Raw genomic sequence first — 21,794 nt, forward strand, 5'->3', positions numbered from 1 at the left:
ATCCCTGGGGGGTGCACCGCCCACAGACGAGGGGAAAGTCGCAGTAGTGCGGCTCGTTCGGCGGTCACACCGTGACGCCGGCCCGTTTGAGAGTGTTGCGGGCCACCGGATTGATCCTCCTCATGGGAGGGTAGTGCCGCCGTGATGTCGGTTGCCCGAGGCGCGGGCACCGGGAAGCACCACTAGGAGGATCCGTGGATCTGNCCCTCACGACCCGTCAAGAAGGGACCCACACGGTCGTCGTGGTGNGCGGCGAGATCGATGTCTACACCGCCCCCAAGCTCCGCGAGCAGCTCATCGACCTGGTCTCGGCCGGGTCGTACCATCTGGTGGTCGACATGGAGGGTGTGGAGTTCCTTGACTCCACGGGCCTCGGGGTCCTGGTCGGCGGGCTCAAGCGGGTTCGTGCGCACGAGGGCTCGCTGCGTCTGGTCTGCACGCAGGAGCGCATTCTCAAAATCTTCCGGATCACGGGGCTGACCAAGGTCTTCCCAATCCACTCCTCCATCGGGGACGCGCTGGCCGCCAGCGACTGAGTCAGGTCCCTTCGTGAAAGGCAGGTCCTCGGACGCATGCCCACCGTCGAGTTGTGCTTCGCTGCCCTGCCCGGCCACGTCCGCACCGCAAGGATGATCGCCACGGCGGTCAGTAGGCGGGCGGGGGTGCCAGCCGGGGCCATCGACGAGATCAGGTTGGCCGTCGGGGAGGCCTGCGCCCGTGCCGTCCGGGTCAACCGCCGGACCAATCCCGGGGCGCTGGTGCACGTGGCGCTGACGGACACCCCGGACACGTTCACGGTCATCGTGTCCGACAGCGGCGCGGCCGGCGAGGAGATCGTGCCGGGTCCGGACGGCGGCCTGATGAGTATCGACGCCCTGTTGGACCTCGACGGCGCGGCGGCGGGCCCGCTGTTCCCCNCCGCGGCCGCCCAGGGCGACGGCGACGACTCGGATCCGCCTGTTCCGCCAGGCCTGGGGCTCGCCCTCATCGAAGGGCTGGTGGACGAGGTGGCTGTCCGCGACGGCATGGACGGCACGGGCACCGTCGTCGAGATGACCTGGCACACCGGTGAACCGGCGGAGGACGCCGACCTCGACTCCTCCGCGTATGCGGCGCTTGCCGCCCAGATCTCCGGTTCCGCCCGCCGGGAGGCCTGACCGCGGCACCGCGGGGCCCGCTCCGGGCGGATTTGTGTCGGTCCTGGGAGCTTCCGGATTTTCCGGAGGCTCCCAGTTCTGTGTTCGGCGCCGGCCTGATCCCACGTTCGGCCCTCGGTAAGGGCCTCGATTGCGGTACGGGCGAATGAGTTTGCCTGGTCAGCGCGGTTGGCGAGCACCGCCACGCCCCCACGAGAACTACAACAAAAACAACCAGCACGGCCAGTCACAACCGAAAAACCTGCGCAGGTCACACACGTGCGGATAGAATCCGCCGCATCTCACCGACGGCCTCGTTGAAGCCGCCGGCGTTTCCCTTGGTGTTCCCCGTGGGGTCCGACCCCGGACCGCAGGCAAGGGCCGCGTGAAGGTGCCCGCCGAACGTGCGGGAATCGGTGCCGGGTTGGGACCGGCACTGACTCCCTCGCCGGAGTTGCTGCCGGCAACCGCTTCGGCCCGCATCGAAAGGCGCCTCTCGCCGGCTGACCGGTGCCGGTCACCACCCAGAACGTCGTCGGATGCGACGTGGCTGGCTGTGATCGACGAACGACGGAGCACGGACGGTCGGCGTCCGCATCCACCCCGCCCGCGATCACGGAGGGTGCACACAGCAGACCGGGAGGAGCCATGTCCNCGATCCACACCCTACAGGCCGATACCTCTCCTATCGACCTTAGCGGTGGAGCTGTCGTACTGGTCGCCGGTGTGGCGATCGTCGCAGCGCTCGCCCTGCTCGTAGCCGGCTACCTCGTTCGCGAGGTACTGGCCGCGAGCGCGGGCACTCCGAAGATGATCGAGGTAGGCAGAGCGGTTCAGGAGGGAGCCGCAGCATACCTCCGACGGCAGTTCCAGACCCTTGCCGGATTNGTCCTTGTCATCCCGCTGATCCTGTTGCTGCTTCCCGCCGAGGACACCGGCTCCCGCGTAGGCCGATCCGTGTTCTTTGTTGTCGGCGCGCTGTTCTCGGCTCTCGTCGGGTTCGTCGGCATGTCCCTGGCCACCCGCGCCAACACCCGCACGGCCGCGGCGGCCTTCGAGCACGGGGAGCGCGCCGCGATGCGGATCGCCTTCCGCACCGGCGGGGTCGTCGGGATGTTCACCGTCGGCCTGGGCCTGCTCGGCGCCGCCGTGGTGGTCCTGGTCTTCCGGGACACCGCTCCGCAGGTGCTGGAGGGGTTCGGTTTCGGGGCCGCGCTGCTGGCCATGTTCATGCGGGTCGGCGGCGGGATCTTCACGAAGGCCGCCGACGTCGGAGCGGACCTCGTCGGCAAGGTGGAGCAGGGCATTCCGGAGGATGATCCACGCAACGCCGCGACCATCGCCGACAACGTGGGCGACAACGTCGGGGACTGCGCCGGAATGGCCGCGGACCTGTTCGAATCCTATGCCGTCATGCTGGTGGCCGCGCTGATTCTCGGCGTCAAGGCCTTCGGTGAGAACGGGCTGGTCTTCCCCCTGCTGATCCCGGCGGTCGGTGTGATCACCGCCATCATCGGAATTTTCGCGGTCTCCCCCCGGGCCGGTGACCGCAACGGCATGACCGCCATCAACCGCGGCTTCTTCGTCTCCGCGGTGACGTCCGCGATCGGCGTGGTCGTCGTCTCCCTGGTCTATCTTCCCGGCACCTTCGCCGAGTTCCCGGGCCTGGCGGACAGCGCTCAGACCGGGAATCCGCGGGTGATCGCGATCAGTGCCGTTCTCATCGGCATCGTGCTGGCGGCCGCCATCCAGCTCCTCACCGGCTACTTCACGGAGACAAACCGCCGGCCGGTGCTGGGGGTGGCGGAGGCGTCGACGACCGGGCCGGCCACGAACATCCTGGCCGGTATCGGGGTGGGTATGGAGTCGGCCGTGTATTCGGCGCTGCTTGTCGCGGCGGCCGTCTTCGGGGCGTATCTGCTCGGCTCGGGCAGCGTGACGATAGCGCTGTTCGCGGTCGCCCTGGCCGGGACGGGCCTGCTCACCACGGTCGGCGTCATCGTCTCGATGGACACGTTCGGCCCGGTCAGTGACAACGCACAGGGAATCGCCGAGATGTCAGCCGGGCCGGAGGGTCTGGACGAGCGCGGAGCGGCGATTCTCACCTCCCTGGACGCGGTGGGCAACACCACCAAGGCAATTACCAAAGGTATCGCGATCGCGACCGCCGTACTAGCCGCCACCGCACTGTTCGGATCGTTCACTGACACGGTGACAACGGCGCTCGCCGAAGCCGGAGTCCTGCCCGAGTCCGGCCGAGGCACCGTCGGGGGTCTCAACATCGCGTACCCGGACGCACTGGTCGGTCTGGTGATCGGTGCCGCCGTGGTCTTCCTTTTCTCCGGGCTGGCCATCAATGCCGTCGGGCGGGCGGCCGGGCGCGTCGTGGTGGAGGTGCGCAACCAGTTCCGGACGAGGCCGGGAATCATGCAGGGCACCGAGCGCCCCGACTACGGCGCGGTGGTGGACATCTGCACCAGGGATTCGCTGCGCGAACTCGTCACACCCGGGACGCTCGCGGTGATGGCGCCGATCGCGGTGGGGTTCGGCCTGGGCTACCCGCCGCTGGGCGCCTTCCTCGGCGGGGCGATCGCCGGTGGCCTCCTGATGGCGGTCTTCCTCGCGAACTCCGGGGGCGCCTGGGACAACGCGAAGAAACTGGTCGAGGACGGAAACTACGGCGGCAAGGGCTCGGAGGTGCACGCCGCGACGGTCATCGGTGACACCGTGGGCGATCCGTTCAAGGACACCGCCGGCCCTTCGATCAATCCGCTGCTCAAGGTGATGAACCTGGTCAGTCTGCTGATCGCGCCACTGGTGGTGAAGTTCTCCGTGGGCGAGGACGAGAACACCGCCGCGCGGATCGCCATCGCGCTCGCCGCGGTCGCGTTCATCATCGCGGCGGTCGCCACGTCGAAGCGGCGTGGGTCACGGACGAACGACAAGCCGACGGCTCCCGCGCAACCCCCGGCCCTCACCCCGCGGACCGACCCGCAGGTACCGGTCTGACCGCGTCAACCCGCACTGCCCGGTCCGGATGGAATATCCACACTCCGTGACCGCATCGCACGGGGCCGCGGCCTGCCGAACCGCAGACCGCGGCCCCCGCGTGTGTCCGGGCCGCCACCCGACGCGCCCCGCCGGGGCAGCGCCCAGCCCGGACACGAGCCTGGTGGGGGACGTCCGAAGCGAGCGCGACCGGTGTCCGCCGCTCCGGAGCGGAGATCCTTCCGGCGCTGGACCGACCACCGTCCGCCACGGCACGATGGTGCGGCCGGCGGTCGATGCGACCACGGAGAGAGAACTCGCTCGACCCCCGACAGCGGGCGGGGGGGTCCCTCCGGCGACACACCGGCGTACGGTGCTCCCTGCGGCCGATTCCGGCACCGGGAGATGTCCGGTCGCGCCGGGCCCGCGTCCACGCCCACGGAGCGGAAGCCGGCGTGCCGACGACGGCCCGAGCGGGCATTGGAGCAACTGACAGAGGTAGATCAGACGAGGATCACTCGGGCTGGCCCAACGGCCCGGAGGTTCCACCGGATGCAGCACGCCGTGACGAGGAGAGAAGTGCCACCGCGCACGAAGTCGACGAGCCGGACGACCGCGGGGTCGCCCACGCCGGTCGCCGAGCCTGCCGAACGCGCCCAGCCCGTCGGCACCACCGCGACCGCGACCACCGTCATGCCCGCCACGGCCGACGCCGCCACCGAGGAGGGTGCGCCGATCGGTGCCCCGAGCGCTGGTCGCGCGACCAGCGGCCGTCGCGCGGCGCGGCCCGCCGCGAGCGGGGAGGGAACCCGTCTGGTGATCGTGGAGTCGCCGGCCAAGGCGAAGACGATCGCGGGCTACCTCGGCCCCGGCTGGCAGGTCGAGTCGAGCATCGGCCACATCCGGGACCTTCCGCGCAGTGCCGCCGATGTGCCGCCGGCCCACAAGGGCAAGCCGTGGGCCCGGCTCGGCGTTGACGTCGACAACGGTTTCGAACCGCTGTACGTCGTCAGCCCGGACAAGAAGGTCCAGGTCAGCAAGCTCAAGTCGCTCGTCAAGGACGCCAGTGAGCTTTACCTGGCGACAGACGAGGACCGCGAGGGCGAGGCCATCGCCTGGCACCTGCTCCAGACCCTGAAGCCGACGGTGCCGGTCAAGCGCATGGTCTTCCACGAGATCACCCCGCAGGCGATCCAGCGGGCGGTCGACAGCCCTCGGGAGATCAACGAGAACCTGGTCAACGCCCAGGAGACCCGGCGGATCCTGGACCGGCTCTACGGCTACGAGGTCTCCCCCGTGCTGTGGAAAAAGGTCATGCCCAAGCTGTCGGCGGGGCGGGTCCAGAGCGTGGCGACCCGGGTCCTCGTCGAGCGCGAGCGGGCGCGGATGCGGTTCCGCACCGCCGAGTACTGGAACATCGAGGGCGTCTTCACCCAGACCGTCGCCCACGACGGCGCCGCGCCGGACCCGACGCCGCTGCCGGCCGTCCTGGTCGCGCTGAACGGCCGACGCCTCGCCAGCGGCCGCGACTTCGCGCCCACCGGCGAGCTGACGTCCGACACGGTCGCCCTGCTCGACGAGACGGGCGCCCGGCAGCTCGCGGCCCGGCTGGCGGACGCCACGTTCTCCGTGCGGTCGGTGGAGACGAAGCCCTACCGGCGCTCGCCCTACCCGCCGTTCATGACCTCGACCCTGCAGCAGGAGGCCGGGCGCAAGCTCCGTTTCTCCAGCCAGCGGACGATGCAGGTGGCCCAGCGCCTGTACGAGAACGGCTACATCACCTACATGCGTACGGACTCGACGAACCTCTCCGAGACCGCGCTGGCCGCCGCCCGGGACCAGGCCCGCACCCTCTACGGGGCCGAGTACGTCCCCGACCGGCCCCGCATCTACGCCAAGAAGGTCAAGAACGCCCAGGAGGCCCACGAGGCGATCCGGCCGGCCGGCGACCACTTCCGGACCCCCGGCGAGGTCCGCCCCGAGCTCGACGGCGACTCGTTCCGGCTCTACGAGCTGATCTGGCAGCGCACGGTGGCGAGCCAGATGGCCGACGCCCGTGGGACCAGTGCCACGATCCGGCTCGGCGCCCGGTCCACGGCCGGTGAGGACGCCGAGTTCTCCGCCTCCGGCAAGGTCATCACCTTCCCGGGTTTCCTGCGCGCCTACGTCGAGGGCGCTGACGACCCGGACGCCGAGCTGGAGGACCGGGAACGGCGGCTGCCGGACGTCCGCCAGGGCGACGCGCTGGCCACCCGCACGCTCACGCCCCGCGGGCACACCACCAGCCCGCCGCCGCGATTCACCGAGGCGAGCCTGGTCAAGACCCTGGAGGAGCTGGGGATCGGCCGGCCGTCCACCTACGCGTCCATCATCGGCACGATTCAGGACCGCGGCTACGTCTGGAAGAAGGGCTCGGCCCTGGTGCCGAGCTTTGTGGCCTTCGCCGTGGTCGGCCTGCTCGAGGACCATTTCGGACGGCTCGTCGACTACCAGTTCACGGCCTCGATGGAGGACGACCTGGACGCGATCGCGGCCGGCACGGCCGCGTCCACCGACTGGCTGACCGCCTTCTACTTCGGCGCCCCGGGCGCGGAGGAGTCGGGCGAACCGGCCGAGGGCCTCAAGCACCTGGTCGGCGAGCGACTGGGCGAGATCGACGCCCGTGAGGTGAACTCGATCCCGCTGGGCAAGGCCGAGGACGGCGAGGCCGTCGTCGTGCGGGTGGGCCGGTATGGCCCGTACGTCCAGCACGGTGAGGGTCGCGCCAGCGTCCCGGACGAGGTCGCCCCGGACGAGCTCACCGTCGAACGCGCCCTGGAGCTGCTGGCCGCGCCCAGCGGGGACCGGGTGCTCGGCACCGACCCGCAGACCGGTGCCTCGATCACCGCCAAGGCCGGCCGCTACGGCCCCTACGTGACCACCGACGGCGAGCCGCCGCGGACGGCGAGCCTGCTGCGCACCATGTCGCTGGAGACGGTGACCCTCGAGGATGCGCTGCGTCTGCTGACTCTTCCCCGCGTGCTGGGGGTGGGCGAAGACGGCGCCGAGGTGACCGCCCAGAACGGGCGGTACGGGCCGTACGTGAAGAAGGGCACGGAAAGCCGTTCGCTGGAGTCCGAGGAGCAGTTGTTCACGGTCACTCTGGACGAGGCGCTGGCGCTGCTGGCCCAGCCGAAGGCGCGCGGGCGGCGGCAGGCCGCGCAGACCCCGCCGTTGCGTGAGCTGGGTCCCGACCCGGCCACCGAGCGCCCGATGGTCCTGCGCGAGGGCCGTTTCGGCCCGTATGTGACGGACGGGGAGACGAACGCCAGCCTCCGTAAGGGAGACGCCGTCGAGACCATCTCCGCCGAGCGGGCGGCCGAGTTGCTCGCCGAGCGCCGGGCCCGCACGGCCACCACTCCCCGCAGGGCCACGAAGACCACGGCGAAGTCACCCGCCAAGAGCACGTCGAAGACCGCCACGAAGGCACGGGCGGCGAAGAGCACCGAGAAGAGTGAAACCAAGAGCGGCGCCAAGAGCACCGCCAAGCCCACCGCGAGGACCCGGAACGCGGCCGGCAGCGCGGCCGGCAGCGACAACGGTGCCGATGCCCCGGCAGCCGCGCCCGCCACGCGCAGGTCGAGGACCGCCAAGGCCGGTGCGGGCGACAACGTCGACGGCACGCCGATCCAGGACCTCGACGACGGCGGCAGCGGTGCCGCCGGGGCCGCGTCCAGCGGCTCGCGCCGGTCGGGCTGATGGACCTGCCCGTCGGCGAAAGCCACGGCGAACTGGGGGGTCTTCCGGTGCGGGCTCCCGGCGGCGAGCCGCCGGACGGGAGCAGCCGGGGGGGCGAGACCCCGCCCGGCCCGCCATACCAGGAGCAGCGGGCGGACAGCCCACAGCGTCAGCAGCCGGAACAGCCGGAGCAGCCAGCGCAGCCGGAGCAGGCTGATCGGCCGGAGCAGGCTGATCGGCCGGGGGCGAGCCCGCGGCGCACCACGCGGATGCGAGTCCGCCGCCCGCTCAGCCGCCACCCGGTCACGACCGTGCCGTCACCGCCGCCACGCTCGCGCAACGCCGGCAGTTCGGACAGCGATCTGCGCGCGGTTCTGNGGATCCCCGAGTTCCGCCGGATGTGGATTCAGCTCAGTCTGTCCAGTCTCGGCGACTGGCTGGGTCTGCTGGCCACCACGGCGCTGATCACCGAGCTGACCACCAGCTTCTCCGGCAAGGCGTACGCGATCGGCTCGCTGCTGATCGTCCGGCTGCTGCCCGCCCTCGTGCTCGGGCCGCTGGCGGGTGCGATCGCCGACCGCCTCGACCGCCGGATGACCATGGTCGTCACGGACGTGATGCGATTCGGGCTGTTCCTGTCCATCCCGATCGTGGGCACCCTCGAATGGCTGCTGATCGCCTCCTTCCTGGTCGAATGCGTCAGCCTCGTGTGGGCGCCGGCCAAGGAGGCGTCGATCCCGCATCTGGTGCCCCGTAACAGGCTGGCGGCGGCCAACACCCTCAGCCTGATCACCACGTACGGAACCGCGCCGCTGGCAGCCGCGATCTTCACGCTGCTGGCGACGGTGTCGCGGGCGCTGGCCCCAAGCATCAGTTTCTTCGAGGACCGCTCGCTGGACCTGGCGCTGTACTTCAACGCGGCCACCTTCCTGCTGTCCGCGATCGTCATCTGGGGACTGCGTTCGATCGGCCGCGCGGAGCGGCCGGAGCACAGCGCCGAGCCCGGCTTCTTCGCCTCGATCACCGAGGGCTGGAAGTTCGTCGGTCAGGACCGTCTCGTCCGCGGCCTCGTCGTCGGCATCCTCGGCGGCTTCGCGGGTGCCGGCTGCGTGGTCGCGCTCGGCNAGCTCTACGTCGAGATCCTCGGCGGTGGTGACTCCGCCTACGGTGTGCTCTTCGGTGCCGTCTTCATCGGGCTGGCCGCCGGCATGGCCGCCGGCCCACGGCTACTCGGGGACTACAGCCGCACCCGGCTGTTCGGTGTCTGTGTCACCGGCGCCGGCATAACCCTGGTCGTCGTCGCGATCATCCCCAACCTGGTGATCGCCTGTGGCCTGGTCGTGCTCGTCGGCGCGTTCGCCGGGGTCGCCTGGGTCACCGGGTACACCCTGTTGCAGGCCGAGGTCGCCGACGAGCTGCGCGGCCGCACGTTCGCACTGGTGCAGTCACTGGTGCGGGTCGACCTGCTGCTGGTCCTCGCCGCCGCGCCGGCCCTCGTCGGCCTGATCGGCTTCCACGAGATCCACCTGTGGGGGGACATCGACGTCCGCGCGGACGGTGTCACCGCCGTGTTGCTGGGCGGCGGGCTGCTGGCCGTGGCCGTCGGCCTCTTCTCGTACCGGCAGATGGACGACAACGACGGCGAGGCCGTCCTGCCGGAACTGTGGAACGCGGTGCGGGGACGTCGGTCCCGCGGGCCCCGGCGGCCTCGTCACGCCGGGCTGTTCATCACGGTCGAGGGCGCCGAGGGCACCGGAACCTCGGAGCAGCTGGAACTGCTCACGGAATGGCTGTCCGCCAGCGGTCGTGAGGTCGTGGTCGTCCGGGAGAAGAGCGGCACGCCGCTCGGCGCCGGCCTGCGTGGTCTGCTGGGTGACCCGTCCGCACGGCCGCATTTCCGGACCGAGGCTCTGCTGGACGCGGCCGACCGGGCCGAGCAGGTGGCCCGGATCATCGAGCCGGCGCTGGCGCGGGGCGCCATCGTCCTCACCGATCGTTACGCGGCGTCATCGATCGCGTACCGTGGCGCGGACCCGCGGCTCGACCGGGACGAGCTGGCCGTGCTCGCCCAGTGGGCGACCCATTCGCTGCTTCCCGACGTGACGATCCTGCTGGATCCGCCGCCCGAGCCGAAGACGGCCCGCCCGCGCCCCGCCGGCACCACCGCGGCCGCGGTCACCGCGGACGACGGGACAGCCGCCTATCACCGCCGGGTGCGGGAGCTGTTCCGCAGGCTCGCCGAGGAGGACCCAAGCCGGCACGTGACCCTGGACGCGACGCTGCCCGAACAGGAGCTGCAGCGCCGGATCCGCTCGGTGATCGCCGGGCGCATCCGGCAGGACACCGACGCGGCCACCGTCTGAGCAACTTCCCTCCACAGCCCGCAACCGGGGCACCCGGCTGGCTCGCACGGTGCGATGGCAGACAATGAGCGGGTGACGGTCTGGGATGCGCTGGTCGGGCAGGACGCCGTGGTCTCCACGCTCGCCGCGGCGGCCTCGGCCGCGGCGCTGGTGGCCACCGAGGGCCCGCTCGCCGCCGCCCGCGCCGGCATGACCCACTCCTGGTTGTTCACCGGGCCGGCCGGTTCCGGTCTCGCGGAGGCCGCCCGGGCCTTCGCCGCCGGGTTGCTCTGCCAGCGCGACCAGCCGGGCTGCGGGCAGTGCCCCGGCTGCCACACCGTTCTCTCCGACACCGCCGCCGACCTGCGCACGGTGCGCCCGGAAGGGCTGTCGATCGGGGTGCGGGACGTACGGGCCCTGATCAGGGACGCGGCCAGCGCCCCCAGTGCCGGCCGCTGGCGCATCCTGCTGATCGAGGACGCCGACCGGTTCACCGACTCAGCCGCGAACGCACTGCTCAAGGCGCTGGAGGAGCCCGCCGAGCGGGCGGTGTTCCTGCTGTGCGCGCCCAGCGCGGACGATGTCCTCCCCACGATCCGCTCGCGCTGCCGTTCGGTCGCGTTGCGCCTGCCCACAGTCGAGGACGTCGTCGCCGCTCTCGTCCGGGAGGGTGCGGACGCCGATCTCGCCCGGGTGGCGGCCCAGGCCGCACAGGGCCATGTCGGCCAGGCCCGGCGGCTGGCCGCGGATCCCCAGGCTCGCGCCCGGCGGGAGTCGGTGCTGCGTCTGCCGGCCCAGCTGAACCGGGTCGGTGACTGCCTCGCCGCCGCGGCGGCGCTGGTCGAGGCCGCGAACGCGGACGCCCAGGCGGCGAACGCCGAGCGGGACGAGACCGAGACCGCGGCGCTCAAGACGGCCCTGGGGGTCGGCGCCACCTCGGCCGGTACCCGTTCGGCCTCCGCCCGCGGCGGTGGGCGGGCGGGTGCCAAGCCGCGATCGATCCAGGTCCGGGGCGCCGCCGGCGCGCTCAAGGAGCTTGAGCGGACGCAGAAGAGCCGGGGGCGGCGCACGGTCCTCGACTCCCTCGACCGGGCGCTCGTCGATCTCGCCGGGCTTTACCGGGACATCCTGGTGCGGCAACTGCGGGCCGAGGTGGCGCTGGTCCATCCCGACCACGCGGAGGCGACGGAACGGTTGGGTTCCACCGCCACGCCCGAGCAGACCCTGCGCCGGTGGGAGGCGGTCCTGGCGACCCGGCAGGCGCTCGCGGACAACCNGGGCCTCGTGCCACAGCTCGCCACCGAGTCCCTCGCGTTGCAGCTGCGCGACGCGTGAGAACCTGCTCGAAGATGACAACGCGACGTGCCGGGGCCACCACCTGACGAGAGGATGATCATGCGGGTTGCCGCTGTCGGGGACCTCCATGTCGTTCCCGGGGCCGCGCACCGCCTCCGGCCCCTCTACCAGCGCGCGGCGCTGGTCGCGGACCTCCTCCTGCTCGCCGGTGACCTCACCAACGCGGGCGACCTGGACTCCGCGGCGGAGCTGTGTGCCGTCGTCGGGAACCTCGACCTGCCGGTGGTGGCGGTCCTCGGCAACCACGACCACGACGCCGGCGAGGGTGCGAAGGTCGCCGCTATGCTCGGCGACGCGGGCGCGATCGTGCTCGACGGCACCGCCACCACCGTCGAGACGTCCCGCGGCCGGATCGGAGTCGCGGGGATCAAGGGCTTCTCGGACAACTTCGACGGTGAGGACAACCCCGACGAGGCGGTTACCAGCGATGTCGCCGACGCCTTCCGGCTCCGGGACGCACTGGCCTCCCTCGACACCGACGTCCGCATCGCGCTCACCCACTTCGCGCCGGTTCGGGAGACGCTCACAGGCGAGGCGCCGGAGATCCACCGGTACCTCGGCAGTGCTCTCCTCGGTGCCGCGATCGACGGTTCCCTCGCCGGGGAGGCGCCCGCCCCCGCGGCGAGAGCCGGTGGGCCCGCTCCGGCGGAGGCCCACAGCGGGGCCACCGGCGCCCGCGGCGGATCGGCGGCGACCGCGGCGAGGCTCACCGCGTGGAGAGCCCGCCCCCTGTCATTCGACGCACCCGCACCCGCACCCGCGACCACGTCGTCCGGCCTGCCGGAACAGTCCGGTCCGTGGGAGCAGTCCGGTCCGTCGGAGCAGTCCGGTCCGTCGGAGCAGTCCGGTCCGTCGGAGCGGCCGGGTCCACCCGGGGCGGGACAGCCGGGAAGCGCGTCGCCGTCCACGCGTCCCGGTGCGGCGGTGCCGCGGCCCGCTGCCGCCGGGCGGGTCGGTGCGTCCTCCGGCGGTGCCGGTCCGAGCACCCGGGAGGCCACAACCACGCTGGCCGTCCACGGGCATGCCCACCACGGGCAGGAGATGGGCCGTACTCCCCGCGGAGTCCCGGTGCGCAACGTCGCCCGCCCCGTGATCGTCGCGCCGTTCGCCGTCTACCACCTTCCCGGCGGCGCCCGGGTCGGATAGCCCGCCCGGTGCCGGTGCCGGCGGACGAGGTCCGACCGAGATGGGCGAAGCGGGAGTCATGCCCGCCGGACCCGTCGTAGTCTGCGGGGGTACCAGGCACCCGAGCGGGGAAGGTGGCGGACCGTCGCATGCCGATGATGTGCGCGGTGTCGTTCTCCCGCCGAGGGCGTCTCTACTACGCCGACCCCGGCCCGCACAGCCCGCGGGTGGGCGATCGCGTGCTGGTGCCCACCGACGACGGCCCCGAGGTCGCGACCTGCGTGTGGCCCCCGCAATGGGTCAGCGAGGACGTCGGCGGCCTTCCCGTCCTGGCCGGGCTCGCCGGCGAGGAGGATCTTCGCCGCAACGACGCCGCCCGCCGGCGCCGGGCGCAGGCCAGGGTGGCCGCGCGTCGGCTGGTCCGGGAGCACGCGCTGCCGATGAAGGTGATCGGCGTGGACGTCGTCCCCGAAACGAACGCCATCACCATCTACTTCACCGCCGAGAACAGGGTCGACTTCCGGGCGCTGGTGCGTGATCTCAACCGGACGTTGTCCGCTCGGGTCCAGCTCCGGCAGCTCTCCGCCCGCGACAGCGCGAAGCTGCAGGGCGGCATCGGCTCCTGCGGCCGGGACCTGTGCTGTTCCACCTTCCTCACCGACTTCGAGCCGGTGAGCGTGCNGATGGCAAAGGACCAGAACCTCTCGCTGAACCCCATGCGGATCAGCGGCGCCTGCGGCCGGCTGATGTGCTGCCTGCGATACGAGCACCCCCTCTACGAGGAGTTCACCGCGGCGGTCCCCGCCCTCGGCGCCCGGGCCTCGACCCCGGCCGGTGACGGCCGCGTCGTCGGTCATGACGTGCCGCGCCAGGAGGTGACAGTCGCGCTGGACGGCGGCGGTCGCCACAGCTGCTCGCGTGCCGACGTCTGCGGCTCGCGCCAGGCTTACGAGGCGGCCCGGGAGGCGCGGGAGACACGGGAGGCGTCCGGGCCGACCGCGGCCTCCGGGTCACGGGATTCACCGGAGTCGCCCGCGCCGCGCGGGTTCCAGGCGCCGGAGCCTGCGAAGTCGCCGTGCGGCTCCTCGGCCGACGCGGAGGCGGACGCGTCCTCCCGCCGGCGGCGGTCACGTCGGCGCACCGAGCAGTGACAGCCCGCCGCGGATCTGACCTGTCGGGGGGACCTACGAGTTACGGGAGCACCATGGGACGGCAGGTGTGGCTCGTACGCCACGGTGAGAGCACCGCCAACGCGGGGCAGCCGACGGTGGATCCCCACGGCATCGGCCTCACCGCGCTCGGGGCCCGCCAGGCCGACGCCGTGGCGGATAGCATTCCGCGCGAGCCCGCGCTGATCGTGGTCTCGGCCTACCTGCGGGCGCAGCTGACGGCCGAGCCGACCGTGCGCAGGTTCCCCGCCACCCCCCGCGAGATCTGGGAGGTGCACGAGTTCACCTACCTGGGCAGCCTGCACGGCATGGCGCTGAGCGACCACGAACGGGCGCCGTACGCCCGGGCCTACTGGCAGGCGGCGGATCCCTACACGGTGGACCGGCCGGAGTTCGGCTGCGAGTCGTTCGCGGGGCTGCTGGACCGGGCCGACCGGCTCCTCGCCCGGTTACGCACGGCTCCTGATGGCCTCGTCGTCATCTTCAGCCACGGGATGTTCATCCGGGCGGTCGACTGGTGCCTACGGAGCCGTGCGGGCCGCGTCCGGCGGCTCGACATGGATGGTTACCGCGAACTCCAGGTGCGCAACCCCGTCCCGAACGGCTCGATCATCGAGCTGCGCGAGGACGACGAGGTGCTGCGCGAGCCGCTCGAACTCACGGATCGAACCGGTAGCCCATCCCCCGGAGTGTGGTGACCAGCCGGCGCTGCGGCGGTCTGCCTTCCNCCTTGGTGCGCACCCGCCGCACATGCTCGGTCACCGTCGCCGGATCCTGGAACCTGGTCCCCCAGACCTGTTCCAGCAGCTCCTCGCGGCTGAAGACCCGGCGAGGGTGGCGGGCGAGGAAGGCGAGCAGCTCGTACTCGCGGGCAGTCAGATCCACCCGCTCGCCGGCCACGGCCACCTCCCGCGCGCGCAGGTCGATGGAGACGTCACCGTAGACGAGGGGTTCGTTGCCGTCACCCGTCCGCTGCGGCGGCGCCTCCACCGGCCGGCGGCGCAGCCGCGCACGCACCCGGGCGACCAGCTCACGCAGGGAGTAGGGCTTGACCACGTAGTCGTCGGCACCCAGCTCAAGGCCAACGACGCGGTCAACCTCCTCCGCGCGGCCCGTCAACATGATCACCGGAACCTCGCTGGTCTGGCGGAGCCTGCTCAGGACGGCGAAGCCGTCCATCCGCGGCATGGCCACGTCCAGCACAACAAGGTCAACCTCTGTGGTCTGGAACAGCCGCAGCGCTGCTTCGCCGTCCGCCGCCTCCAGCACCCGGTATCCGAATCGCTCAAGGCTGCGTGCCAGCGCGATTCGCGATGCCTCGTCGTCTTCGGCAACCAGCAACGACGCTCCACGCGTCGTTCCTGGCGCTCCTTCCCCGGCCCCGGTCATGGTGCGAAACCCTACGCAACCTCTCCGGAGCCACTGCGACCGGGGGTGCCTTTTCCGCATCTTCCGACCCACTCGCCGGAACTTCCCTCACCGCTTTCGTAACGGAAAGCCGCACAAGGCATGCGATCAGTGCACCGCGCACGTATTCCGCTCACGCAGGACAACCCACCGTCCGCACGTGGTGTGGCCTGACGCACAGATCCACAGGGCGGTCACGCCGTGACACCGGGCCCCCGACCGCGCCCCCGACCGCGCCCGCGGCGCGGTCGGGGAGTCGGCGCGAGCGCGGGGCCGGCCAGCGGCCCGGCGCCCATCCGCCGCGGCGGGGCTGACGTGGGGGCGCGGCCGCCGCGTCACCACCCGCGGGCGCCGATCGCGCCCGGGCTCCCGTCTGGCATAATCGTCCGCGCAGGGCGGAGTCGGGGTGCGCGAGCCCACGCCGCCGGGCGGATGCCGGAGTAGCTCAGTGGCAGAGCAATCGCCTCGTAAGCGATAGGTCGCGGGTTCAATCCCCGCCTCCGGCTCAGACTCGGTCCCACCAGGGAACACCGCCCAACGGCGATCATCGTGGTCTGGCGGCACGGGCCCACCCCGCCGTCATTTCACGGGCGACTGGCGGCGCATTCCCGGTCATCCGCGCCAAGCTGCCGCCGCCACCGGCTCGCGGCGCTTCCCCGACGCTCGGCCCCTGCGGCCCTCGCTCCGGCACCGCGTCCCGCGGCCGGACGCGAAAAGGGCGGCCGGCGGAAGCCCCGCCAGCCGCCCGCGGCCTCGCGCCGCTTCAACGGTGTCGCCGTCGAGACCTCGCCGGCGGCGCCGTCACCGTCGGGTCAGGCCGTCCGCGCGTGCGCGTCGTCGTCCGCCCCGTGCTCGCCCTGCTCGGACTCCTTGAGCCGGGTGATCGAGGCGAGGATCTCCTTCTCCGCGTCGCGCCGGTCGACCCAGGAGGCCCCTTCGACGGACTTGCCGGGCTCGNGGTCCTTGTAGACCTCGAAGAAGTGCTGGATCTCCAGCCGGTCGAACTCCGGCAGGTGACGGATGTCACGCAGGTGCTCCTGCCGGACGTCCGCCACCGGAACGCACAGGACCTTGTCGTCCGGGCCCTTCTCGTCCGTCATGCGGAACATGCCGATCGTCCGGCAACGCACGAGGCAGCCCGGAAACGTCGGCTCCTCCAGCAGGACGAGCGCGTCGAGCGGATCGCCGTCACGCCCGAGGGTGCCCTCGATGAACCCGTAGTCGGACGGGTAGTGAGTGGACGTGAACAGCATCCGGTCCAGCCGGATGCGTCCGGTGTGGTGATCCATCTCGTACTTGTTGCGCTGCCCCTTGGGGATCTCGATGGTCACATCGAACTCAAGGTCCACGCCGTTCCCTGTCTCCTTCGGTCCGTCCGGCGCCGACGGCCGGATCTGGTCTGACACGTTCGCGTTGGCCGTGCCCCGCCGGCCATCGTCGCGCGGCGCCCGGCGGCCCGAGCACACCCGGTGCGCGTGACGCCGACGCCCGAGGCGGGCCCGCGGTTCGCGTCGGTCCACTGTGCCCTGCCCACAGTGACAGGACGTGGCGGGGTCCGGGTCCGACATCTGACGCGCCGTGAACCGGCGGCCTCGGCCGAAAGCCCGCGCGCGTCGTGTACATCGTGCCCGTTCCACCTCAGTGTGGGCGCCAAGGTGTGGCCTTCTCCGTATCCGATCCCAGTGGCGGGCGCCTGCCTTGTCCGCGCGTCTTGTCCGCTGGCGTCTAGGAAATGTTCCCCCTTGTTTCCCACCCACGCGACCCCGGGCCGGACCCGCCCGGCAGGACTGTCCCAGCCGCACGGGCCTGCGTAGTGTTCCGCGGGTGACCACAGTGCCGCTGGCAGCACGTACCGGTGGCCTCACGGCCCTGGCCGGCGCCCTTCTCGCCGGTTCGCTGTCGCCCACGGCCGCACCCACGCAGCCGGCCCCGGGCCCGACGTCCGCGGGCACCCGGGTCGAGTCGTCCGCCCTGCCCGGGCTGGACCCCGACGCGCCGCGGGCCGAACCGGCCGCGGTGGCCGCCCGGCTCGCCGGCCCGCTGTCCGATCCCGTGCTCGGCTCACCGGCCGCACTGGTGGTCGACGCGCTGACCGGCCAGGTGCTGTTCACCCAGCGCGCCACCGAGCCGACCGCCCCCGCCTCGACGATCAAAATCGCCACGGCGACCGCGGCGCTCACCGTTCTGGATCCGGCCGCCGAGCTGGTCACCCGCGCGGTCTACCTTCCGCCGGCCGGCGGCGCGGCCAACGCCCCGGGCGGGACGCTGTGGCTGGTGGGCGGCGGCGACCCCACCCTCACCGCCGCCACCGGCCCGGTCGGCTACCCGCCCGCGGCCCGCCTGAGCGACCTCGCCGAGCAGGTACACCACGCCGGGATCACCGCCGTCGGCACCTTGATCGGTGACGGCACCGCGTACGCGGGCCCGGCGATGGCCGCGGGCTGGCGGGAGGGGTACGTCACCGACGGGAACGTCACCCCCGTGTCGGCGCTCTCGGTGGACGCCGGGCGATCCGCACCGGGCGCCGCCGGCGCGCGCACCCTCACCCCGGACGCGGCGGCAGCCGGCGCGTTCGCCGCGGCGCTGCACACCGCCGGCGTGTCCGTCGGCGCGGTGTCGACGGGCCGGGCGGACCCCGGTGCGCACGAGGTCGCGGCCGTGCGGAGCCCGACCGTCGAGGTCCTGGTCGAACGCATGCTCACCGACTCGGACAACGACCTGGCGGAGAGCCTCGGCCGGCAGGTCGCGCTGGCGCGTGGGCTGCCCGCGACGTTCGACGGCGCCGCCCAGGGCGTGCTGGGCGCGCTGCGGGACGCGGGTATCCCGACCGACGGCGCGGTCCTGCGGGACACCAGCGGCCTGTCGGTCGACAACCGGATCACACCGGCCGCGCTGGTGGCCGCACTGCGCACGGCGGTCATGCCCGGCCAGCCCGCGCTGCGGACCGTGCTGTCCGGGCTCCCGGTCGCCGGATTCACCGGCACGCTCGGCGATCGGTACGGCGCCGGGGAGACGTCCGCGGCGGCCGGTGTCGTCCGCGCGAAGACCGGAACGCTGCGGATCGTGACGAGTCTCGCCGGCCTGGTGACCGACGCCGACGGGCGGCTGCTCCTGTTCGGGCTGTTCGCCCCGGTCGAGGAACACGGCCTCACCAGGATGGCGCTGGACCGGGTCGCCACGGCCCTCGCCTCCTGTGGGTGCCCGCCGGCGACGACCACGGCGGTGACGGACACGGCGCGGACCTCCCAGCAGCCGCCGCCAGGCCCGTCCGCAGGCCCGTAGGAGTCGGGCCCGCAGGAGTCTCTCCCACCACCCTGAGCTGGACGGACATCCCGCCAGGCGGGTTTTCGCCCGTTGTGGGGCTCAACGGAACGCAACAGCGGAAACACCGGCTGCCCGACAGGGGTCGTCCGTTCGGGCGCGCCAGGCGACCGGAAGCCCGGTACGCTCATGTTCGTGGACGCTGAGCTGGTCGACTGGGGACTCGCCGTGGCAACGGCGAAGAAGCTCGTCCGACCTGGCCCACAGCGAAGTCGGGCACAGGCCGACGAGATCGTCGCCGAGCTCCGTCGGCTCGCCGTGGTGGCCGAGAGCCACGTGCAGGACTACACCCAGCTCGTCCCCGCCGGTCCCGCCACCCCGATCGCCGTGGTCGACCGGCCGGAGTGGGTGCGGTCGAACGTCGCCGGGTTGCGGGTGGCCACCACACCCCTGATGGAGAAGCTCTCCGAGCAGCACCGTGGCCGCCTCTCCGCCTCGGTCGGGCGCCGGGTGACCGGAGTCCAGATCGGATCGGCCCTCGCCTACCTCGCGGGGAAGGTCCTCGGGCAGTTCGAGATCTTCCTGCCCCCGGAGGAGTACGAGGAGGGCGGCGGGCCCGCCGGCGGGGCGGCCCTCGTCAAGGCCCCCGCCGAGCACCCGGTCGGCCGGCTGAGCCTGGTGGCGCCCAACATCGCCCACGCGGAGGAGACGCTGGGCGTCGTCCCGCACGACTTCCGGCTGTGGGTCTGCCTGCATGAGCAGACGCACCGCAGCCAGTTCACGGCGGTCCCCTGGCTGCGCGGGCACCTTGAGTCCGAGATCACGGCCTTCATCGCCGCCACCGACCTCGACCCCGACGTCCTCGCCGACCGGGTGCGCGCCGCGGTCTCCGCGATGCGCAGCGCGGTGCGCGATCACGGGCCGGAGACGCCGAGCGTCGNGGAGGCGTTGCAGACTCCGGCGCAGCGCGAGGTGCTGGACCGGCTGCAGGCCCTGATGACCCTGCTGGAAGGCCACGCCGACCAGGTCATGGACGCGGTCGGGCCACGGGTCGTGCCGACGGTGGCCGACATCCGCGCCAAGTTCGACAACCGGCGCTCCGGTGGCTCGCCGATCGACCGCTTCCTGCGGCGCCTGCTCGGGCTGGATCTGAAGATGCAGCAGTACCGCCAGGGCGGCGCATTCGTGCGCGCCGTCGTCGCGGAGGTGGGCGTCGAGGGCTTCAACCAGGTCTGGCAGTCGCCGCGGACCCTGCCGACCCGGCCGGAGCTGTCCGACCCCGGAGCCTGGATGCTGCGGGTGCTCGGCACCCGGCCATCGATGTCCGCGTGACGGCCGGTCCCAGGTGACCGGCCCGGTCCGGGCGCCGGCCCGGTCCGCGTGACAGCCGGGCGTCCGCTTTGACGGCCACCGAGCCCGTTCCCGGTTCGCCGGCCACCGCAACGGCCGGAGGCCGGGGGCCGGGTATGCCCGCCCCAGCCGTCGCGGCGGTGCGCCTGGGTGTCCGTGACGCGGTGGCCGACCTCCCACCCGGTGCCCTGGTCCTCGTCGCCTGCTCAGGCGGGGCCGACTCACTCGCGCTCGCCGCGGCGCTCGCCTTCGTCGCGCCGCGCCGCGCGCTGCGCGCCGGCCTGCTCACCGTGGACCACGCCTGGGATCACGGCTCCCGCGCGCGGGCCACCGAGGTGGCCGCGCAGGGTCGGGCGCTGGGACTGGCCCCGGTGGAGATCCTCGACGCTCCCTCGCCCCGCTCCGAGGGCGCCGCCCGGGACGCGCGCCGGGTCGCGCTGCTCGCCGCCGCCCGACGTCTGGACGCACCCGCGGTGCTGCTCGGGCACACCCTCGACGACCAGGCCGAGACCGTGCTGCTGCGGCTCGCCCGCGGGTCGGGTGCGCGCTCGCTGAGCGGCATGCCAGCGGCCGACGGCCTGATCCGCCGGCCGCTGCTGGGCCTGCGCCGGGAGCAGACCCGCCAGGCCTGTGCCTTTCTGGGCCTGCGGTACTGGGACGATCCCACCAACGCCGATCCGGCCTTCGCCCGGGCCCGCACCAGATCGACGGTGCTGCCGCTGATGGAGGCGGAGCTGGGCCCGGGGATCACCGAGGCGCTCGCCCGTACCGCCGACCTGCTCCGCGCGGACGCGGATGCCCTCGAGGCCCTGGCCGACTCGGCCTTCTCCGACCTGGCCGCCGAGGCGGCCGCCCCCCCGGCCGCCCGGGTCGAGTTCGATGTCGCCGCTCTCGCCGGGCTGTCCCAGGCTGTCCGGAGCCGGGTCCTTCGCCGGGCCGCGCTTTCGGCCGGGTCGTCCGCCTCCGCGCTGCGAGCCAGCCACATCTGGGCGGTGGAGGAACTCGTGACCCGCTGGCGCGGGCAGCGACCGGTCCCGCTCCCGTCGGGCGTGCTGGCGCGCCGGACGGGTGGCAGGATCGCCATCGTCGGTCCGGACACGCCGGCCGTCTCCGGAAACGCGGAGTCGGGCGGTGGTGGCGGCCCGACCGGCCCAACCCACAAGCATCCAGCCCACAGCCAGTCAGCACACAACCAGGAGGACAGGCCGGTGAGCCAGGCCGCGACGGCACCGCCCGACAACGACGGCAATCCGACCCCCGCCGCCGGGTCCGCTCCGGGGCGGGTACATCCCGACATCGACGAGGTCCTCGTCAGCCAGCAGGAGATCGCGGCGAAGATCGCGGAGCTCGCGGCCCGGGTCGACGAGGACTACGCCGGCCGCGAAATCCTGCTGGTGGGCGTCCTCAAGGGCGCGGTCATGGTCATGGCGGACCTGTCCCGGGCGCTCACGGTGCCGATCACGATGGACTTCATGGCCGTGTCGTCCTNCGGCTCGACGACCTCGTCCTCCGGTGTGGTCCGCATCCTCAAGGACCTCGACCGGTCGATCGAGGGTCGGGACGTGCTGGTGGTCGAGGACATCATCGACTCCGGGCTGACGCTGTCCTGGCTGCTGCGCAACCTGCGGTCGCGCGGACCTGCGTCACTGGAGGTGCTCGCACTGTTCCGCAAGCCCGAGGCGATCGCCGTGGACGTGGATCTGCGCTATGTGGGCTTCGACATCCCGAGCGCCTTCGTGGTCGGCTACGGCCTCGACTACGCCGAGCATTACCGGACGCTGCCGTTCGTCGGAACCCTGACCGCGGAGGCGATCGCCCGCCGGGCCTGAGGGGGCCGGCCGCCGCCCGTCGCCCGCGGCCGGTGGCACCCCTCGGCCGGAGTGGGCCGCATCCTGTGCCCGCCCGCGGAACAGTGCGGGTCCGCGGTCCGTTGCTGGGATGTA

The 21,794-nt window shown here is 72.5% G+C and carries 9 protein-coding genes, 1 tRNA gene and 15 pseudogenes; 22 read left to right on the top strand and 3 right to left on the bottom strand.

All coding sequences use genetic code 11. The features are described from left to right. Window positions 1–204: 204 nt before the first annotated feature. The 16 genes and pseudogenes from UG55_RS45210 to UG55_RS08220 all read left to right on the top strand — a co-directional run. A pseudogene (locus UG55_RS45210) lies at window positions 205–248 on the top strand (hypothetical protein); the annotation flags it as partial. A gap of 1 nt (window position 249) precedes the next feature. Next, window positions 250–536, top strand: a pseudogene (locus tag UG55_RS08180) (STAS domain-containing protein); the annotation flags it as partial. Window positions 537–572: 36 nt separating this feature from the next. After that, window positions 573–917, top strand: a 345-nt coding sequence (locus tag UG55_RS33720; RefSeq protein WP_242423980.1) for an ATP-binding protein, incomplete at its 3' end; no start/stop codon positions are given. A gap of 1 nt (window position 918) precedes the next feature. Next, window positions 919–1,157 (top strand): annotated as a pseudogene (locus UG55_RS33725) (ATP-binding protein); the annotation flags it as partial. A 666-nt stretch (window positions 1,158–1,823) separates the two neighbouring features. After that, window positions 1,824–2,023 (top strand): sodium/proton-translocating pyrophosphatase (locus UG55_RS33730; RefSeq protein WP_255360446.1); only part of this gene is annotated, 200 nt, incomplete at its 3' end. A 1-nt stretch (window position 2,024) separates the two neighbouring features. Next, a pseudogene (locus tag UG55_RS08190) lies at window positions 2,025–4,145 on the top strand (sodium-translocating pyrophosphatase); the annotation flags it as partial. A 558-nt stretch (window positions 4,146–4,703) separates the two neighbouring features. Beyond that, a complete protein-coding gene (gene topA, locus UG55_RS08195) occupies window positions 4,704–7,862 on the top strand; it encodes a type I DNA topoisomerase (RefSeq protein WP_066065164.1) in 3,159 nt (1,052 codons plus the stop codon). Then, window positions 7,862–8,218: pseudogene (locus tag UG55_RS33735) on the top strand (thymidylate kinase); the annotation flags it as partial. The gene topA and the pseudogene UG55_RS33735, both read left to right, overlap by 1 nt. A 1-nt stretch (window position 8,219) precedes the next feature. Then, window positions 8,220–8,965: pseudogene (locus UG55_RS33740) on the top strand (MFS transporter); the annotation flags it as partial. Between the two features lies 1 nt (window position 8,966). Further along, a pseudogene (tmk, locus tag UG55_RS33745) lies at window positions 8,967–10,204 on the top strand (dTMP kinase); the annotation flags it as partial. 54 nt (window positions 10,205–10,258) lie between these two features. Next, window positions 10,259–11,459 (top strand): DNA polymerase III subunit delta' (locus tag UG55_RS08205; RefSeq protein ID WP_242423981.1); only part of this gene is annotated, 1,201 nt, incomplete at its 3' end. Between the two features lies 1 nt (window position 11,460). Continuing rightward, window positions 11,461–11,518: pseudogene (locus UG55_RS45950) on the top strand (hypothetical protein); the annotation flags it as partial. Between the two features lie 60 nt (window positions 11,519–11,578). Continuing rightward, the gene (locus UG55_RS46165) at window positions 11,579–12,685 is read left to right on the top strand and encodes a metallophosphoesterase (protein WP_313954590.1); all 1,107 of its coding nucleotides are present in this window, start codon (window positions 11,579–11,581) and stop codon (window positions 12,683–12,685) included. A gap of 128 nt (window positions 12,686–12,813) precedes the next feature. Next, window positions 12,814–13,345: regulatory iron-sulfur-containing complex subunit RicT (locus UG55_RS33755; RefSeq protein WP_304440392.1), on the top strand; the 532-nt coding region annotated here is incomplete at its 3' end. A 1-nt stretch (window position 13,346) separates the two neighbouring features. Then, window positions 13,347–13,815, top strand: a pseudogene (gene ricT / locus UG55_RS33760) (regulatory iron-sulfur-containing complex subunit RicT); the annotation flags it as partial. Window positions 13,816–13,868: 53 nt separating this feature from the next. Then, window positions 13,869–14,333, top strand: a pseudogene (locus UG55_RS08220) (histidine phosphatase family protein); the annotation flags it as partial. 228 nt (window positions 14,334–14,561) lie between these two features. Here UG55_RS08220 and UG55_RS08225 read toward each other — a convergent pair. Beyond that, window positions 14,562–15,222 (bottom strand): annotated as a pseudogene (locus UG55_RS08225) (response regulator transcription factor); the annotation flags it as partial. A 452-nt stretch (window positions 15,223–15,674) separates the two neighbouring features. On the opposite strand from UG55_RS08225, the gene UG55_RS08230 reads away from it, so the two are divergent. Beyond that, window positions 15,675–15,746, top strand: a tRNA-Thr gene (locus tag UG55_RS08230). 306 nt (window positions 15,747–16,052) lie between these two features. Here UG55_RS08230 and UG55_RS33765 read toward each other — a convergent pair. Then, a pseudogene (locus UG55_RS33765) lies at window positions 16,053–16,197 on the bottom strand (inorganic diphosphatase); the annotation flags it as partial. Between the two features lies 1 nt (window position 16,198). After that, a pseudogene (locus UG55_RS33770) lies at window positions 16,199–16,589 on the bottom strand (inorganic diphosphatase); the annotation flags it as partial. 484 nt (window positions 16,590–17,073) lie between these two features. On the opposite strand from UG55_RS33770, the gene dacB reads away from it, so the two are divergent. The 5 genes and pseudogenes from dacB to UG55_RS33780 all read left to right on the top strand — a co-directional run. After that, window positions 17,074–18,522: a D-alanyl-D-alanine carboxypeptidase/D-alanyl-D-alanine-endopeptidase gene (dacB, locus tag UG55_RS08240; RefSeq protein WP_066065181.1), complete on the top strand. Its 1,449-nt coding sequence runs from the start codon at window positions 17,074–17,076 to the stop codon at window positions 18,520–18,522. A gap of 174 nt (window positions 18,523–18,696) precedes the next feature. Next, a partial coding sequence (locus tag UG55_RS08245; protein ID WP_242423982.1) for a zinc-dependent metalloprotease occupies window positions 18,697–19,441 on the top strand: 745 nt, incomplete at its 3' end. 1 nt (window position 19,442) lies between these two features. Continuing rightward, a pseudogene (locus UG55_RS33775) lies at window positions 19,443–19,833 on the top strand (zinc-dependent metalloprotease); the annotation flags it as partial. 134 nt (window positions 19,834–19,967) lie between these two features. Continuing rightward, on the top strand, window positions 19,968–21,339 hold a 1,372-nt coding region (gene tilS / locus UG55_RS08250), incomplete at its 3' end, for a tRNA lysidine(34) synthetase TilS (protein WP_242423983.1). Window position 21,340: 1 nt separating this feature from the next. After that, window positions 21,341–21,680, top strand: a pseudogene (locus UG55_RS33780) (phosphoribosyltransferase); the annotation flags it as partial. Between the last annotated feature and the right edge of the window lie 114 nt (window positions 21,681–21,794).

The sequence above is a fragment of the Frankia sp. EI5c genome, assembly GCF_001636565.1.
In the GTDB taxonomy this organism is placed as follows: Bacteria; Actinomycetota; Actinomycetes; order Frankiales; family Frankiaceae; genus Parafrankia.